Genomic DNA, 16,096 nt, shown 5'->3' with positions numbered 1-16,096 from the left:
TCAGTGACTTGGCGCGGTGGCGCTGTGCAGGGCAGGGTAGAAAAAGTTGTCAGGATCACTAAAATGACGGTCTGTTTTGATGATTCGATGGCGACCATGTCCGCACAAGATCCGGTGTTTGATACCTCTTTTCATCCGCGCCTGCTGCACCCCCGTCTATGGGGCAGCTGGCTGGCCGTCGCCCTGCTCTCCCTGCTGGCCTGGGTGCCGGCAAGGGCACGGGACAAGCTGGCCGACTACCTGGCCCCCCTGCTGCTGCGCGTCTCCACGAAGCAGGCCTACATCGCCGACACCAACCTCAAGATCTGCTTCCCCCATCTCGACGAGGCGGGCCGTCAGGCCCTGCTGCTGAAATCCATCCGGGTGGGGCTCAAGACCTTCCTGGGCTTTGGCGAGCTGACCTGGCGCAGCCCCGACTTCCTCAAGGGGCGCGTCAAGGTGAGCGGCTGGGAGCACGTGGAAGCGGAGCGGGCAGCCGGTCGCCCCATGATCTTCGTGGTGCCCCACACCTGGGCGGTGGACATGATTGGCCGCTACTTCCCCCTCCAGGGGATCAAGATGTGCACCATGATGAAAAGCCCCAAGGATGCGGTGTTCGACTGGTATATCAACCGCGAGCGCAGCAAGGGCGGGCGTATCTACGAGCGCAGCGTCGGCATCAAGCCCGCCATCAAGGCCCTGCGCAGCGGCGACAGCTTCTTCTATCTGCCGGATCAGGATCACGGCCGGGAGGCGAGCCTCTTCGTGCCCTTCTTCAACCACCCCAAGGCGACCCTGCCGGCCCTGCCCAAGCTGGTGAAGCTGACCGGTGCCCGCGCCGTGCCCATTCTGGCCTGCTACGACGAGGATCAGGGGGGCTACCGGCTGGAGATCGAGGCGCCGTTCGACCCTTATCCCACCGCGGATCTGGTGGCGGACGTCAACCAGATGAACCGCATGGTGGAGCAGCAGCTTGGCCGCTTCCCCGAGCAGTACATGTGGTTTCTCAAGATCTTCGAAACCCAGGAGCACGATCAGGGCGAGGACGGTCTCTACGAGGCGGGGATCCGCCGCATCCGCCAGGGGCTGCCACCGGAACCTTGATCGACACGGCCCCCTTGCGGGCCGTTTCTGACAGGGGTGGCAGGCCACCAGCAAACAGGTGCAAACAAGGTGCAAATAGGGTAAAAGGGCGGTCATGAAAATTCCAAATCGAATCCAACCTCTGGTTGATGACGGCCTGGTGGACGATGTCATCAGCCGGCTGATGAGCGGCAAAGAGGCCGACGTCTATGTGGTGCGCTGCGGCGACGAGATCCGCTGCGCCAAGGTCTACAAAGAGGCGTCAAAGCGCAGCTTCAAGCAGGCCGTGGTCTATCAGGAAGGGCGGCGGGTACGCAGCAGCCGCGATGCCCGCGCCATGGAGAAGGGCTCCAAGTACGGTCGCAAGCAGCACGAAGAGGTGTGGCAGAACACCGAGGTGGATGCCCTGTTCAAGCTGGCGGCGGCCGGGGTGCGGGTGCCCAGGCCCTATGTCTGCCTCGATGGCGTGCTGCTGATGGAGCTCATCACCGACGCCGACGGCAACGTCGCTCCCCGTCTCAACGACGTGGCCCTGACCCGTGAGCAGGCTCTGGTGGATCATGGCAAGGTGATCCGCTACGTGGTGCGCATGCTCTGCGCCGGCCTCATTCACGGGGATCTCTCGGAGTTCAACGTGCTGGTGGACGAAGAGGGGCCCGTCATCATCGACCTGCCCCAGGTGGTGGATGCCGCCGCCAACAACCAGGCCAGGGCCATGCTGGAGCGGGATGTCGACAACATGCGCAACTACTACGGCATGTATGCCCCCGAGCTGCTCAAGACCCGGTATGCCCGGGAGATGTGGTCCTTGTTCGAGGATGGCAAGCTGGGCCCCGAGACCGAGCTCACCGGCCTGTTCGAAGAGAGCCGGGAGGCCATCGATCTGGATGGCGTGCTGCACGAGATAGAGAGTGCCCAGGAGGAGGCCATGGCCCGCCGGGCCAGGTTGCAGGCGGAGCAGGAAGAGGAGTCCTGACGGGCCTTCATTCCAATCAACAAGAGCGCCATGGGCGCTCTTTTGTTTTGGAACTCTGGCTCAGAGTCCGGTCAGGGGCGGTGCCTTGAGACGGGGCCCCTGGTAACCCGTCACCTCGCCAAAGCGCGGATGACCGCTCTCCCAGTCGGCGGCGGCGGTGCGAATGGCCTCCTTGTCGACGCTCACGAAGTTCCACCAGATCTGCAGCGGTCTGGGCAGGGGCTCGCCGCCGATGAGCAGCAGCCGGGCGCCCGGGCGCAGGGTCAGCGCCACCTCCCGGTTGCCGGGGGGCAGGTAGAGCAGCTGCTCCGGGGCCAGGGCCTCCCCTGCGACGATGGTCTCCCCCGCGAGGGGAAAGAGGCCGTGCTCGAAGGCGAGGTCCAGGGGGAGGGTGATCTCGCCTCCCTCGGGGGCGTGCAGATCCAGCCCCAGAATGGGGGAGAAGTGCAGGGTGGGGGCGCGCTGGCTGCCGTGCTCGCCGATGAGCAGGGTGAGGGTGATCTCCCCTTGCTGCCAGCGGGGGAGCGTCGGGTAGTGATCGAAGCGGGGCGGGGTATGCTGATCCGCCTCTGGCAGGGCTATCCAGAGCTGGGCGGCGTGCAGATCGGGCTGGTTCGGGACCGACTCCTCGGTGTGGGCGATGCCCCGTCCTGCGGTCATCAGGTTCACCTGGCCCGGACGGATCACCTGCTTGCTGCCCAGGCTGTCCCGGTGGAGGATCTCCCCCTCCAGCATCCAGGTGAAGGTCTGCAGGGCGATGTGGGGGTGGGGCCCCACATCCATGCCGGGGGCGCCGGGGGCAAAGCGGGTCGGGCCGATATGATCGAGAAAACACCAGGGCCCGATGGTGCGCCGCTCCTTGACCGGGATGGCGCGAGCCACCGGGATGCCGCCCACATCGGTGAGGCGGGAGGCAATGCGTTGCCACTGTTGTGTCATGGGGTGCTCCTTGTCGAGGAAAAGGTTGGCGCGCGCAGGCCGCAGCGTCTGCCGGAAGTTGGACATGCCGTCTCGCCCGGTGCCGGTGAGTGATGCCGAGGTTACTATGCCCCAATCCGGCGCCGGATGGCAAAGACGGGGCACAGCGCCTGCCCTGAGGGCCTAGCCCGGCAATTGCAGCAGGGTACTGTATGAACGTACAATACTCCCATCCCACTCTTGAGCCCGACCACCTGCATGACCGACATCCAGCCCCTCCCTCCCGTGACCCCGCCGCTCGACGGCTTCATCCTGACCCGCCATGGTCGGGATGTGCAGGGGCGTACCGAGATCGTGATGTGGCTCTGGAGCGCACAGGGACCGGTACGGGTGGTGGTGCCGGGGCAGGAGCCGGTCTTCTTCCTGCCGGAACGCCACCTGGAGGAGGCGGCAGAGCTCTTCAAGGGGGCCGGGGTGAGGGGGCGTTTTCGCCGCCTCCCCATGCACACCTTCGAGGGGAGCCGGGTGGTGGGCTGCTACTTTGCCACCCTGAGCGCCTTTCACCGCGCCATCGAGCTGCTGCTCATCCGCGGATTGGAGCACTTCGAGGCGGATATCCGCCTGCCCGAGCGCTTTCTCATGGAGCGCTTCATCACCGCCGGGATGCGCTTTGACGGCAAGGCGAGGCGAAAGGGGGGCAGGCAGGGTTACTGGGAGGTAAACGAGGCGCGCTGTGCGCCGCAGGCGGTGACGCCGACCCTCTCCTGGGTCTCCCTGGACGTGGAGTGCGCCATGGATGGCACCCTCTTCTCGGTGGGGCTCCATAGCGAAGAGGACGCGCGGGTCATCATGATTGGTGCCCCGGAGCCGGACTCGCAGGACTGGGAGACCCCCGTCGAGTGGGTGGCGGACGAGCCTGCCCTGCTCGGTGCCCTGGAGGGCTGGTTCAGCCTGCACGATCCCGATCTCGTCATCGGCTGGAACGTGGTGAATTTCGACTTTCGCCTGCTGCTGCGCCGCGCCGAACTCCACAAGCGGTGGTTGCGGCTCGGGCGCGGGCGGGAGCTCTGCTTCTGGCGCTCGTCCCGAAACGACCCCCAGAGCGGCAACGTCATCATCCCGGGGCGCATGGTGCTGGACGGCATCGATACCCTCAAGAGCGCCACCTGGCAGTTCCCGAGCTACAGCCTGGATGCGGTGGCGAGCGAGCTGCTCGGGCGGGGCAAGGACATCGAGGACGTGGCCAACCGGGGGGAGAAGATCACCGAGCTGTTCCACTCCGACAAGGAGGCGCTGGCCCGCTACAACCTGGAAGATTGCAGGCTGGTGTGGGAGATCTTCGATTTCTGCCACCTCATCCCCTTCGCCATCGAGCGCGCCTCCCTCACCGGTCTTGAGCTCGACCGGGTGGGCGGGTCGGTGGCGGCGTTCACCAACCTCTATCTGCCACGGCTGCACCGCGGTGGCTATGTGGCGCCCAACCTGCCGGCAGACGGCGGGCTCGCAAGCCCCGGCGGCTATGTGATGGACTCCAAGCCGGGGCTCTATCGCCACGTGCTGGTGCTCGACTTCAAGAGCCTCTATCCCAGCATCATCCGCACCTTCTGCATCGACCCCATGGGGCTGGTGGAGGGGCTCAAACACCCGGTTAACGCCATTCCAGGCTTTCGCGGCGCCCTGTTCTCCCGAACCCGCCACTTCCTGCCGGATCTCATCGCCACCCTGTGGGCGGCGCGGGATCGGGCCAAGGCCGCCAGTAACAAGGCCCTCTCCCAGGCCATCAAGATCATCATGAACTCCTTCTACGGGGTGTTGGGGTCGGGGGGCTGCCGCTTCTACGACCCAAGGCTCGCCTCCTCCATCACCTTGCGGGGCCACGGCATCATGCAGCAGACCCGGGAGTGGATAGAGGCAGAAGGGTTCGAGGTGATCTATGGGGATACCGACTCCACCTTCGTGCACCTGGGGAGCGATATCCGTCTCGAACAGGCGGACGAGATTGGCCAGCGACTGGCGAAGATGATCAATGACAACTGGGCCGCGCTGATCAGGCGGGAGTTCGACCTGCCGAGCCATCTGGAGATCCAGTACGAGACCCACTACCGCCGTTTCCTGATGCCCACCATTCGCGGGCTGGAGAAGGGAAGCAAGAAACGCTATGCGGGACTGGTGGGCGAAGGGGAAGGGGAGCATCTGGTGTTCAAGGGGCTGGAGACGGTGCGCACCGACTGGACCCCCCTTGCCAAGGCATTCCAGACCCGGCTCTACGAAATGGTGTTCCACGACCAGGATCCCAGCAGCTATGTGCGCACCATGGTGGACGAGACCCGGGCGGGCCGTCACGACGATCTGCTCATCTACCGCAAGCGGCTGCGCCAGAAACTCGAGGAGTATCAGAAGAACGTGCCGCCCCATGTACGGGCGGCGCGCCTGGCGGACGAGGAGAACCTGCGCCGCGGCCTGCCCCAGCGCTATCAGCACAGGGGCACCATCGCCTACCTGATGACCCTGAACGGCCCCGAGCCTTTGGAGTACCGGCGCAGCGCCGTCGACTACGAGCACTACATCGACAAGCAGCTCAGGCCCATCGCCGACGCCATCCTTCCCTTTGTGGGGGAGTCGTTCGAGCGGATCTGCGGCCAGCAGCTCGATCTCTTCTGACAACGCGAGGTAAACGCGGCGGCCATGGCACGACAACGGCTGCCCGCGTGCCAGAGGAAACAGAGGGAGGCAGATGACGGGGGAGAGCGGGTGTCAGAGCCGACCAATGCAAAAAGCCCGCTATCAAGCGGGCTTTTCAAATCTGGTGCGTCCTAGTGGATTCGAACCACCGACCCCCACCATGTCAAGGTGATGCTCTAACCAGCTGAGCTAAGGACGCAGGGTGCGCAAAGCGACTTTGTGTGTCATTGCAGGGGAGTGGTGGGTTTAATTGGATTCGAACCAACGACCCCTACCATGTCAAGGTAGTGCTCTAACCAACTGAGCTATAAACCCACATCTGTGTTCAACCGGATTCGAACCAACGACATTGCCTACGCCATGTCAAAGTACTGTTCTAACCGACTGAGCTATAAACCCACATCAAATTCATATCTGCAATTTATTCAAACTGTTATGGTGCGTCCTAGTGGATTCGAACCACCGACCCCCACCATGTCAAGGTGATGCTCTAACCAGCTGAGCTAAGGACGCATAACAGGGTTTCGTGATGGTGCGTCCTAGTGGATTCGAACCACCGACCCCCACCATGTCAAGGTGGTGCTCTAACCAGCTGAGCTAAGGACGCATCACGAAAAGTGGTGGGTTTAATTGGATTCGAACCAACGACCCCTACCATGTCAAGGTAGTGCTCTAACCAACTGAGCTATAAACCCACTTCATAAACCGGGCTGAAGACCCGTTTTATCCCGCCAGCACTGCTGGCGTGGTCGGCATACTACCCATGGCCCCCAAGGCTGTCAACAAGGGACATGCACAAAGGAGACTGTTTGCCCAGTTCTTGTGCAGCCTGTTGATTTTACAGGCGAGCCGTCCCAAAAGTGCGGCTCCCCGTGCCCCTGGCCGCGCCCTATTGCGCCCGAGAGAGGGCGGTGCAGGCTGCGGGGCTGGCGAAGCGGCCGTAGATGACGCGCAGCCGAGCCCCCAGCATCAGGGCGGCGGAGGTGAGACCGACGATGAAGCCTATCCAGAAGCCCTGCGGGCCCATGCGCGGTACCACCCAGTCGGTCAGCCCCAGGATCATGCCGGTGGGCAGACCCAGCCCCCAATAGGCGACGATGGTGACGTAGAAGATGGCCTGGGTGTCCTTGTAACCGCGCAGAGCCGCCGCGGCCACCACCTGCACCGAGTCGGAGATCTGGTAGATGGCGGCGAAGAAGAGCAGGGTGGCGGCGAGGCCGATCACCTGCAGGTCGTCGGTGTAGATCCCCGCGATGGGGTCGCGCAGCAGCACGGTGAGGGCGGCGGTCGCGGCGGCGACTCCCATGCCCAGCATCAGGCCGGTGCGGGCGGCGACCCTGGCCTGATCCGGTTGACCTTCCCCTATGTTGTGACCGACCCGGATGGTCACGCCGACACCGATGGAGAGGGGCAGCATGAAGACCAGGCTGGAGAAGTTGAGCGCAATCTGGTGACTCGCCACCGTCTCCGCGCCGAAGGGGGCCAGCATCAGGGCGACCACAGTAAACAGGGTCACCTCGCAGAAGATGGCCATGGCGATGGGGAACCCCAGGCGAAACAGGCGCCAGATCCGGCTGCCGTTGGGGCGTGCCAGCTGGGCGAACAGGTTGATGCGCTTGAAGTGGGCAGAGCACTTCACATAGACGATCATCGCCAGCAGCATGGCCCAGAGCACGATGGCAGTGGCCACGCCGCAGCCGACGCCGCCGAGTTTCGGCATGCCGAAGTGGCCGTGAATGAAGATGTAGTTGGCGGGGATGTTGACCGCGAGCCCCACGAAACCGATCACCATGGTCGGCATGGTGTGGGAGAGCCCCTCACTGAAGTTGCGCAGCACCTGGAACATCACGAAGGCGGGCAGGCCCCACAGGATGGCGTGCAGGTAGCCGGCAGTCTTGGCCGCCATGACGGGATCCACGTCCATGAATTGCAGTGCCAGGGGGCTGAAGTAGAGTGCCACCATGGCGATGGGCGTGACGATGAGGGCGAGCCAGAAGCCCTGGTGCACGGCGGGGCGCACCTCGTCCTGCTTGCGAGCGCCGTTGAGCTGGGAAACGATGGGGGTGAGGGCCATGATGATGCCCTGCACCAGCAAGATGATCGGCAACCAGAAGCTGGACGCCACCGACACGGCGGCCAGATCCACGGCGCTCACCTGTCCCGCCATCACGGTATCGACGAAGTTCATGGCGATCTGGGCCACCTGGGCGACTAGAATGGGGCTGGCTAGACGAACGAGCTGCTTCGCCTCGGACCAATAACGTTGCACTGACACCTCCGAGTGGATCAGATAAAAGAGAAAGAGCGGGCAAGAGAGATGGGCTTTTGCCTCCTCGTCCTGAGGAGACAAAATGCGGGGGTGTCATTCTAGCCTGAAAAACCGCCAACGGGGAAGGTCGGCGGCAGATTTGTAGCCGGGATCAGGCGTCTTCGTGATCGCTGATCAGCAGGTTGGCCGCGGCATAGGCCGCCTGCTCGCGCAGATCCTCTGGTACCCGCTCGTCGGAGGCCACGGCGTTGAGCGCCCGTATGCTGGCGGCGATGGCCTGGGGCACATAACCCTGCTCGCCGGAGCCAATCTGGTTGTAGGCGATGCGAATGGCTTCACAGCATTGATATACCTGCATTTTTGTTTCCTCATTCAGTCTGGATTGATTGGGGTCACTATAGCGATCGCGCTTCTCCTTGTCAGCCGGCACCCTTGTCTTGCAAGGTGGCCGGGGGTAACCTGCCGACAATTTTCACAGCCTGGAGAGACTCATGTTCACCGGCATCGTACAAGGGACCGCCGAACTGGTGGCCATCGATTCACTGCCCAATTTTCGCACCCACGTGATCCGCATGCCGAGCCCGGCCTGGGGCGAGGGGCTGGCCCTGGGGGCCTCGGTGGCCCACAACGGCTGCTGCCTGACCGTCACCCGGGTGGAGGGGGATCTGGTCAGCTTCGATCTGATGCAGGAGACTCTGCGCCTCACCAACCTTGGGCAACTGGTGGTGGGTGACAAGGTCAACGTGGAGCGGGCCGCCCGCTTTGGGGACGAGATTGGCGGCCATGCCATGTCCGGCCACATCATGGGGACGGCCGAGGTGACCTCGGTCATCGACACCCCCAACAACCGCCAGGTGTGGTATCGCCTCGATCCTGCGCTGATGAAGTACGTGCTGACCAAGGGCTACATCGGCATCGACGGCATCAGCCTCACCGTGGGCGAGGTGCGCGCCAGCGAGTTCTGCGTCAACCTGATCCCCGAGACCCTGGCCCGGACCAACCTGGGCTGGGTCAAGGCCGGCTGGCGGACCAACATCGAGATAGACCCCCAGACCCAGGCCATCGTCGACACGGTGGAGCGGGTGCTGGCGGCGCGCCAGTAACCACCTGAGCGCTGCCCCCAGGGTTCGAAGAGGAGGGCGGCATCACGGGAAAGGCGCCCTCTTGTGGAAGAGGCGCCGCCCCAGAGCCTTGGAGACTTCTCTATGTTTGTCGTGACATTGACCTATGTGAAACCGCTGGCGGAGATCGATGCCCTGATCCCGGCCCACATTGCGTGGCTGGAGCGGCAATATGCCGCAGGCCATTTTCTGGCGTCCGGGCGTCAGGTACCCCGAGTCGGGGGCGTCATACTGGCGCAGGGCGTGAGCCGAGACGCCCTGGAGGCGATGCTGGCAGAGGATCCCTTCAAACAGGCAGAGGCGGCCGATTATCAGGTGGTGGAGTTTGTTCCGACCATGACGTCGGCGAAGGCGGCGTGCTTGAGGGAGGCGTGACCCAGCCTGACGACGGCACCAGAACAAACGGGACCCACAGGGTCCCGTTTGTTTTTGTCTGTGTCTGGACAGGGGGATTCAGAACAGCTGCTCGTCGTCAGCATCCACGAAGAGTTGCAGGCAGTCGCGGGCTTCATCCCGGTGCAGCCGCAGATGGATGGGGTTGCAGCAGGCCATGCAATCTTCGTAGAACTCCTGATCCCCCTGGCTGGCATCCAGCTCGACCCGGGTGTGGTGGCCGCAGTGGGGGCAGACGATACGCTTGCTGGTGTATTCGATCATGGTGACCTCCTCGGGCCCGTGGGCCGTCTCTGTGCTCCTGCTGATTCTAGTCGCCACAGGGCGGCGCAACCGCGAGCAAGCGCACGTTTATGAGCGGGATAAAGGGAGGCTGGAGGTCAGTCCGCCAGGGTGTTGCCTACTTGACCCAGCCGGCCAGCATCTCTGCGTTCAGCTCGGCAAGAGAGCGCAGCTCGTGGTTGGCGATGGCCAGACGGGGATCGCCGACCAGCGCCGGGTCCGGCACGATCAGCGCCGTCATGGAGGCTGCCTTGGCCGCCAGCAGGCCGGTGAAGCTGTCCTCAATGGCGAGACAGTGCACAGGCTCGACGCCGAGCTTCTCGGCGGCGTGGATATAGACATCCGGGTGGGGTTTGCCAAAGCGCTCCACCTCGGCGGAGTGGACCGCCATGAAACGGTCCTGGATGCCGAGTTTGCCGAGCACCGCCTCGACCATGGCAAACGGTGAGGAGGTGGCGAGCCCGATCTTGAGCCCTTGGGCCTCGATGAGGTCGAGGGCTTCCAGCACCCCGGCCTTGGGCTGTCCCTCTTGCAGGATGAGCGCGATCACCTGATCCAGGATGCGCTGTACTACCTTTTCCTGGCTGGGGCTGCTCCAGGGGCGGATCCGGTACCAGTGGGCCACCAGCTGATCGATGCGCACCCCTATGGTGGAGTTGCAGTCCTCCTCGGTGTGGAAGTGGCCCAGTTCGGCGAAGACGGCCATCTGTGCCCGTTGCCAGAAGGGTTCCGAGTCGATCAGAACACCATCCATATCGAAGATCACGGCAGTTAACATCTTGTACTCCTGACATAGGTGAAGGGGGGATTATAAGCCTGGTGCTTCAATGGGAAAGGGGCAGTCACCTGCCCCTTGCGCCGGATCACGCAGATAAACGTTTGTTTTTGCGTGGTAAAGCGGATTGCCTAGAACAGTACTTCTACCCGGGCTGCCACCGTCTTGGCCTGCTCCACGGCTTCCTGGCAATCCTGCCCACGGGCGAGCGCCACCCCGAGGCGACGACGACCGGCGATCTCCGGCTTGCCAAAGAGACGCAACTGGGCACCCGGCACCAGGGCCAGTGCCTCGCCAATCCCCTGATAGCGGATATCCTGGCTGTGGCCTTCCCGCAGCACCACGGCAGAGGCGCTCGGACCGTACTGGGTGATGGTGCCGACGGGCAGCCCCAGGATGGCGCGCACGTGCAGGGCGAACTCGGAGAGATCCTGGGAGATCAGGGTCACCATGCCGGTGTCGTGGGGGCGGGGGGAGACTTCGCTGAACCACACCTCGTCACCCCTGATGAAGAGCTCGACCCCGAACAGACCGTAGCCGCCAAGGGCTTCGACCACCTTGGCCGCCACCTCCTTGGAGCGGGCCAGGGCCAGCTCGCTCATGGCCTGGGGCTGCCAGGATTCGCGGTAGTCGCCATCCTCCTGACGATGGCCGATAGGCTCGCAGAAGTGGATGCCATCGACGGCGCGCACCGTGAGCAGGGTGATCTCGTACTCGAAAGGAACGAAGCCTTCGACAATCACCTTGCCACGACCGGCACGGCCCCCCTCCTGGGCATAGGTCCAGCTTTCATCCAGCCTGGCGAGGTCGCGCAGCAGGCTCTGCCCCTTGCCGGAGGAGCTCATCACCGGTTTTACCACGCAGGGCAAGCCGATGGCCTCGACGGCGGCCACAAACTCCTCCTTGCTCTGGGCAAAGCGGTAGGCAGAGGTGGGCAGTCCCAGGGTTTCGGCGGCGAGGCGACGGATCCCCTCCCGGTTCATGGTGAGCTGGGTGGCGCGGGCATTGGGCACCACCTTGACCCCTTCCTGCTCGAGGGCGGCCAGGGTGTCGGTGGCGATGGCTTCAATCTCGGGGATGATGAGGTCGGGCTTGACCTCGGCCACCAGGGCGCGCAGGGCGGCGCCATCCAGCATGTCCAGCACGCGGGCCTGGTGGGCCACCTGCATGGCGGGGGCGTTGGCATAGCGGTCGGCGGCGATCACCTCGATACCGAGCCGCTGCAGCTCGATGGCGACCTCCTTGCCGAGTTCGCCTGATCCCAGCAGCAGGGCGCGGGTCGCAGTGGGGCGGGTGGCGGTTCCAAACATCTGATCTCTCCTGAGGTCGGTGGTCAGCAGGGCTGATCCGGGTGAGCAAAAAAAGAGGTACGCATGGCGTACCTCAGGAAGTGGGTGGGTGGGCGCGCTGCTCCAGATGGGTGAGCAGGGTGATGGCGCCGATGATGATGGCCGCCCCCAGCCACAAGCGACCGGGGGGCGCCCAGCCAAATACCAGCCAGCCGGCCAGCACGTTCATGGGCAGCTTGGCAAAATCAAAAGGTTGCACGAAGGAGGCCTCCGCCACGCTGTAGGCGCGGGCGATGGACATCTGGGCCAGTGCCGACAGTACGCCAGAGGCGGCCACCAGCAGCCACTGGGTTTCGCTCGGCCACTGCCATTCAGGGATTGCCAGCATGGCGTTGAACGGGGTGCTGAAGACGAGCAGGTAGACGACGATGGTGTGGGACGACTCGCTGGCCGCCTGATAGCGCACCAGCAAGGAGTAGCCTGCCCAGAAGAGGGCGGCCGCCACCGGCAGCAGGGAGGCCAGGGTGAAGTCGTCGGTCCAGGGTGCCAGGATCAGCATGGCGCCCACAAACCCCGCCAGGGTCGCGAGAATGCGGGCCCGGCTCACTTGCTCTTTGAGAAAGAGGGCTGATCCCAGGGTGGCAAACAGGGGGGAGGTCATCAAGAGCGCGATCCCCTGCCAGATGGGGACGGGGACCGCCAGTGCCCAGAGCCAGAACTGGATGCCGGTCACCGCAAGGGCGACCCGCAGCAGGTGCAGGCGCAGCTGGTTCGTCATCAGGGACTGGCGCAGACCGTGGCGCACCAGCCAGGGCAGCAGGCAGACCAGGGCGATCAGATATTGGTGAAAGGCGACCTGGGTCGAGGGGAGGCCGAGCGTGAAGCTGACATACTGGCTCAGGCTGTTGACGGCGGCGAAGCAGAGGCCTGCCACCATCATCCAGACGGCGCCGGCAAAGGGGGAGTGCCTGCGGGAGGAGGTCATGAGATCCGGATCACGTACAAAAAGTGCGGCGGATCATAACGGCAATCGTTTGTCATGCCAAGGGTGCGGAGTTTGATGAGCCCCTCTCTGCCGAGGAAATGCACAGACATCAAATTTTTTGAATGACTTGAGCATCTATTTTCGCTATCAGGCTTTAATGCCAGTCTTTATAGTGACCTCCATCGACAGCCTGGCTGTTCAATTGACAATCAAATGGAGTTTCACCATGGCCAATATCCTCGTTCTGAAGTCCAGCATCCTGGGCCAGTATTCCCAATCCAACGCCCTGATCGACGGCTACCTGGCCGAGCGCCAGGGTGACACCATCCAGGTACGCGATCTGGCGACCCTGAACCTGCCGGTGCTGGACGGCGAGCTGGCCATGGGCCTGCGTGGTGGCGAGAACCTGAACGAGCGTCAGCAAGCGGTGCTGGCCCAGTCCGACGAGCTGGTCGCCGAGCTCAAGGCGAGCGATCTGGTGATCATCGCGGCCCCCATGTACAACTTCAACATCCCGACCCAGCTGAAAAACTGGATCGATCTGGTGGCCCGTGCCGGCGTGACCTTCCGTTACACCGAGACCGGTCCGGTCGGCCTGGTGGAGAACACCCGCGCCCTGGTGGTCAGCCCCCGTGGCGGCATGCACGTGGGCAATGCCACCGACCTGGTGACCCCCTACATGCGTACCGTGCTGGGCTTCATCGGCATCACCGAAGTGGACTTCATCTATGCCGAAGGCATGGGCATGGGTCCGGAGGCGCAAGCCAAGGGGATCGAGCAAGCCAAGGAGCAGCTGGAAACCCTGGCTTACTGATGCGACTCGGGGCCTTGGCCCCCAGTATCCTGAAACAACAACGCAGCCCTCGGGCTGCGTTGTTGTTTTTGGGCGGTCATCGCGCTCTGGCGTCGTTATTCGCGCAGGAAGTGGCGGCAGCCGCTGCCGACCATCAGAAAGACCGCCACCAGGGAGGCCAGCAGCAGGGTGGTGAGCCACTGCTCGGCGCTGTTGGGGACCTGGGGGAGGAAGAGGCTGATCACCAGCAATGTGCAGAGGGTGATCAGGCTGGTTGGTCGAATGAGGCGCATCATGGGTCATCCTTGGCTGCGGGTGGTGAACAAGAGGCTAACCGCGGTCTGTGACAACAAGATGTATCCATACCTCTTGCGAACATCAACGGACCGGGTAGCCACCACCTTAGCAGCTTTTGCCGACGGAGCCAGCGGCATGGGTCGGGTTGTGATCCGGATCCCTATCTGAACTGCTTCTGATCTTCCTGATAGTGGAAATCGCCGCTGGCCAGCCTGGCGACCAGGGCCTCCTTGTCGAGATCCTGCGCCCGGCAAAGATCATCGAGATCCTCGTAGTGATCACGTAGCTGCATGTTGACCAGGCTCAGCAGCATGTTGACATCCATGGTGGCAAAGTTGTTCAGCTTCATGAGGGTTGCTCGTTGTCCAGCAGGTGAAGTTGTTCGATGGCATCGCTGACGCTCTGCAGGTGCAGGCGAATGCTCTGGCGCGCCTCGGCCGGCAGATAGTCGGTGAGGGTGTGCTGCCAGCTTCCCGCCTCCGTCTTGAGCTGCTGGAACAGGGTGAGCCCCGCTGGGGTGAAGGAGACCAGGCTGATGCGCTTGTCCTGCACGCTGTTCTCGGTGAACAGGATGCCTTTCTCCACCAGACGATGGATCTCGCGGGAGATCCGTACCTTGTCCATGCCGCTCGCCTCCACCAGCTCCTTCTGGCTGATGGGGTAGTGGGGGCCGAGCACCATCATCAGGCGCCACTGGGGCACGGTGAGTTGGTACCGCTGCTGATAAAACTGTTCAAAGGTATCGCGCACCATCTCAGCGGCGTGAACCAGCTGATAAGGAGGGTAGTGCGCGAGCAGCTCAATGATCTTCGACATATGACATCCTGCTGTGGCGGCTGCATCGGGTGCAGTTTCTCTTGATACTTTGGCCTTGATGATACGTAACACAGGGGCATTTGTCTGACCAGTCACCAGAAAAATGTGCGTTTGCGCACGTGTTCTGTCATCGAATCGGCAATTGGGGTCTCAACTGGCCTGCTTGCCCGCACTCTTTCGCAGCCATATCAAGGCGTTGTGGGTCAGCCAGGCCTCGCGACTCTGCAAGGCGTAGAGCGCCGCCTCGTCACGGCTGCCTCCCTGCCAGCGGCGAGGCTCCTGCTTGGGCAAGCGGCGCTGGCCCAGCAAAGTGGCGGGCACATGGGGATTGACCTCCATTGCCGCCGCCAGATGAGGGCGCGCCGCCGCTTCCCCTTCGCAGACAAAGCTCATCAAGGCCTTGTTGTAGAGCAGCCAGCAGGAGGCTTCATCAAAGCGCACCAGCAGTTGTTGCAGGGCATCCCATTCCCCTTGCCAGGCATAGAGGGTGGAGAGGGGGTGGCGGCAAGCGGGCTCGTCGGCGCGGCAGAGGGCGAGCAGGGCCAGGTACTCATCCCGTGCCTGCCCAAGCTGCCCAAGTCGCAGCAGGCAATCGGCTCGACCGGCCCTGGCCGCGATCAGAGGGCGTGCCTCGGGGACCTGCCAGCCATGGCCCGCGTGGGCTTGCCAGAATGCCTCATCGAACAGGAGGTTGGCATCGGCAATGATGCGCTCGAACCAGCCAAGGCGAGGGAGGGGATCGCGGCTCTCTGCCGCCAGCTCGAACCACTGCTGCCACTGGCGAGTCTGCTCGTTGTCCAGGGACGGGCTCTCTTCAGGCTCGGCCTCGTAGTGATCCTGGCCGAGCAGGAGGTTGAGGGCCGTCTTCATCTGCTGGCGTTGACGCTTGCAAAAATCGAGGAAGGGGAGCTCGCTGGCCGCAGCCTGGTGCAGCATCATGGCCATGGGCTTGTCGCGAAACAGGCAGAGCTCGGCCACCAGGCTGAAGCGATGGCGGGTCGCCGGATCGTTCAGGTCGGTCGGCGCCGGCCAGCAGGCCACCCCCTGACTGAAGCCATAGCTCCATTGCCCCAGAGGATGGCGCTTGTCAAACACCTGCTCCGGGTTGTCGGTAGAGAGGCGACACTGGCTCGGCAGGGCCAGCTGCGCGTCGTCGGCCTGGGCTTCCAGCTCGGCGATCAGGTGATGCAGCGCCTCGGCACTCTTCCCGTCCAGCGCTGCATCATGAGGCAGCAGGCCGGCCAGCGGATCTTGCCAGTCGGGGGCAACGGGCCCCGTCAGACGGGCGCACAGGAAGCCGTGCAGGGCGGGGTAACTCATCTCCTGCTGGCTGTGGGTCTGGATCCATCTTAAATGCGAAAGGGGACTCCCTCCGACGTAGGTGGGAGGGGAATTTCGCCGGGGCGTCAGCCCCGCTGGTTTTGAATGTATTGCTTGA

The 16,096-nt window shown here is 63.5% G+C and carries 17 protein-coding genes and 5 tRNA genes; 6 read left to right on the top strand and 16 right to left on the bottom strand.

Features of this window, described 5'->3' with window-relative positions; all coding sequences use genetic code 11:
* Positions 1-87: 87 nt before the first annotated feature.
* Positions 88-1,083, top strand: coding sequence for a lipid A biosynthesis acyltransferase (locus AB5Y64_RS07135; protein ID WP_049636402.1), 996 nt, complete (start codon positions 88-90; stop codon positions 1,081-1,083).
* Positions 1,084-1,177: 94 nt separating this feature from the next.
* Entirely contained in the window at positions 1,178-2,038 is an 861-nt protein-coding gene (locus AB5Y64_RS07130; protein ID WP_029314478.1) for a PA4780 family RIO1-like protein kinase, read from the top strand.
* A gap of 60 nt (positions 2,039-2,098) precedes the next feature.
* On the opposite strand, the gene AB5Y64_RS07125 is transcribed toward AB5Y64_RS07130, so the two are convergent.
* Positions 2,099-2,977, bottom strand: coding sequence for a pirin family protein (locus tag AB5Y64_RS07125; protein WP_201872779.1), 879 nt, complete (start codon positions 2,975-2,977; stop codon positions 2,099-2,101).
* Positions 2,978-3,214: 237 nt separating this feature from the next.
* On the opposite strand from AB5Y64_RS07125, the gene AB5Y64_RS07120 reads away from it, so the two are divergent.
* Positions 3,215-5,617 carry a DNA polymerase II gene (locus tag AB5Y64_RS07120; protein ID WP_368203560.1) on the top strand — a complete coding sequence of 801 codons (2,403 nt, stop codon included), beginning with the start codon at positions 3,215-3,217 and terminating at the stop codon, positions 5,615-5,617.
* A gap of 143 nt (positions 5,618-5,760) precedes the next feature.
* On the opposite strand, the gene AB5Y64_RS07115 is transcribed toward AB5Y64_RS07120, so the two are convergent.
* The 7 genes from AB5Y64_RS07115 to AB5Y64_RS07085 all read right to left on the bottom strand — a co-directional run bounded on the left by AB5Y64_RS07115 (position 5,761) and on the right by AB5Y64_RS07085 (position 8,265).
* Positions 5,761-5,837: transfer RNA gene (locus AB5Y64_RS07115), tRNA-Val, on the bottom strand.
* 39 nt (positions 5,838-5,876) lie between these two features.
* Positions 5,877-5,953, bottom strand: a tRNA-Val gene (locus tag AB5Y64_RS07110).
* Between the two features lie 121 nt (positions 5,954-6,074).
* Positions 6,075-6,151, bottom strand: a tRNA-Val gene (locus AB5Y64_RS07105).
* A 17-nt stretch (positions 6,152-6,168) separates the two neighbouring features.
* Positions 6,169-6,245: transfer RNA gene (locus AB5Y64_RS07100), tRNA-Val, on the bottom strand.
* Positions 6,246-6,256: 11 nt separating this feature from the next.
* Positions 6,257-6,333 (bottom strand) — tRNA-Val (locus AB5Y64_RS07095).
* Between the two features lie 194 nt (positions 6,334-6,527).
* Positions 6,528-7,907 (bottom strand): MATE family efflux transporter, encoded by a 1,380-nt coding sequence (locus AB5Y64_RS07090; RefSeq protein ID WP_029314480.1) that lies wholly within the window; start codon positions 7,905-7,907, stop codon positions 6,528-6,530.
* Positions 7,908-8,058: 151 nt separating this feature from the next.
* Complete coding sequence (locus AB5Y64_RS07085) at positions 8,059-8,265, bottom strand: YaeP family protein (protein WP_113725377.1); 207 nt, start codon at positions 8,263-8,265, stop codon at positions 8,059-8,061.
* 133 nt (positions 8,266-8,398) lie between these two features.
* Between AB5Y64_RS07085 and AB5Y64_RS07080 the strand changes: the two genes are divergently transcribed.
* A complete protein-coding gene (locus AB5Y64_RS07080; RefSeq protein ID WP_039039091.1) occupies positions 8,399-9,010 on the top strand; it encodes a riboflavin synthase in 612 nt (203 codons plus the stop codon).
* A gap of 102 nt (positions 9,011-9,112) precedes the next feature.
* The gene (locus tag AB5Y64_RS07075) at positions 9,113-9,403 is read left to right on the top strand and encodes a YciI family protein (protein ID WP_043155979.1); all 291 of its coding nucleotides are present in this window, start codon (positions 9,113-9,115) and stop codon (positions 9,401-9,403) included.
* Between the two features lie 78 nt (positions 9,404-9,481).
* Here AB5Y64_RS07075 and AB5Y64_RS07070 read toward each other — a convergent pair whose 3' ends face one another.
* From AB5Y64_RS07070 to AB5Y64_RS07055, 4 genes are all read right to left on the bottom strand, one after another.
* Positions 9,482-9,685 carry a CPXCG motif-containing cysteine-rich protein gene (locus tag AB5Y64_RS07070; RefSeq protein WP_005336871.1) on the bottom strand — a complete coding sequence of 68 codons (204 nt, stop codon included), beginning with the start codon at positions 9,683-9,685 and terminating at the stop codon, positions 9,482-9,484.
* A gap of 136 nt (positions 9,686-9,821) precedes the next feature.
* Positions 9,822-10,481, bottom strand: coding sequence for a hexitol phosphatase HxpB (gene hxpB / locus AB5Y64_RS07065; protein ID WP_113725379.1), 660 nt, complete (start codon positions 10,479-10,481; stop codon positions 9,822-9,824).
* 128 nt (positions 10,482-10,609) lie between these two features.
* On the bottom strand, positions 10,610-11,788 hold the full coding sequence (gene purT / locus AB5Y64_RS07060; protein WP_041211381.1) for a formate-dependent phosphoribosylglycinamide formyltransferase: 1,179 nt from the start codon (positions 11,786-11,788) through the stop codon (positions 10,610-10,612).
* A 73-nt stretch (positions 11,789-11,861) separates the two neighbouring features.
* Positions 11,862-12,752, bottom strand: a complete 891-nt coding sequence (locus AB5Y64_RS07055; RefSeq protein ID WP_041211382.1) for a DMT family transporter — start codon at positions 12,750-12,752, stop codon at positions 11,862-11,864.
* 226 nt (positions 12,753-12,978) lie between these two features.
* On the opposite strand from AB5Y64_RS07055, the gene AB5Y64_RS07050 reads away from it, so the two are divergent.
* Positions 12,979-13,566, top strand: coding sequence for an FMN-dependent NADH-azoreductase (locus AB5Y64_RS07050; RefSeq protein ID WP_010674635.1), 588 nt, complete (start codon positions 12,979-12,981; stop codon positions 13,564-13,566).
* Positions 13,567-13,661: 95 nt separating this feature from the next.
* Here the strand turns inward: AB5Y64_RS07050 and AB5Y64_RS07045 are convergent, their stop codons facing one another.
* The 4 genes from AB5Y64_RS07045 to AB5Y64_RS07030 form a co-directional block, all read right to left on the bottom strand.
* Positions 13,662-13,841, bottom strand: coding sequence for a hypothetical protein (locus AB5Y64_RS07045; RefSeq protein WP_010674636.1), 180 nt, complete (start codon positions 13,839-13,841; stop codon positions 13,662-13,664).
* Positions 13,842-14,002: 161 nt separating this feature from the next.
* Entirely contained in the window at positions 14,003-14,191 is a 189-nt protein-coding gene (locus tag AB5Y64_RS07040) for a DUF4250 domain-containing protein (protein ID WP_043155974.1), read from the bottom strand.
* Positions 14,188-14,658: a MarR family winged helix-turn-helix transcriptional regulator gene (locus AB5Y64_RS07035; RefSeq protein ID WP_010674639.1), complete on the bottom strand. Its 471-nt coding sequence runs from the start codon at positions 14,656-14,658 to the stop codon at positions 14,188-14,190. Before AB5Y64_RS07035 ends, AB5Y64_RS07040 begins: the two co-directional genes overlap by 4 nt.
* Before the next feature lie 150 nt (positions 14,659-14,808).
* Positions 14,809-15,978: a UPF0149 family protein gene (locus AB5Y64_RS07030; protein ID WP_319895080.1), complete on the bottom strand. Its 1,170-nt coding sequence runs from the start codon at positions 15,976-15,978 to the stop codon at positions 14,809-14,811.
* Between the last annotated feature and the right edge of the window lie 118 nt (positions 15,979-16,096).

The sequence above is a fragment of the Aeromonas sp. R5-1 genome, assembly GCF_040908265.1.
Taxonomy (GTDB): domain Bacteria; phylum Pseudomonadota; class Gammaproteobacteria; order Enterobacterales; family Aeromonadaceae; genus Aeromonas; species Aeromonas caviae.
Note: the sequence above shows the minus strand (reverse complement) of the source record. Positions and strands in the feature narration are given on the sequence as shown.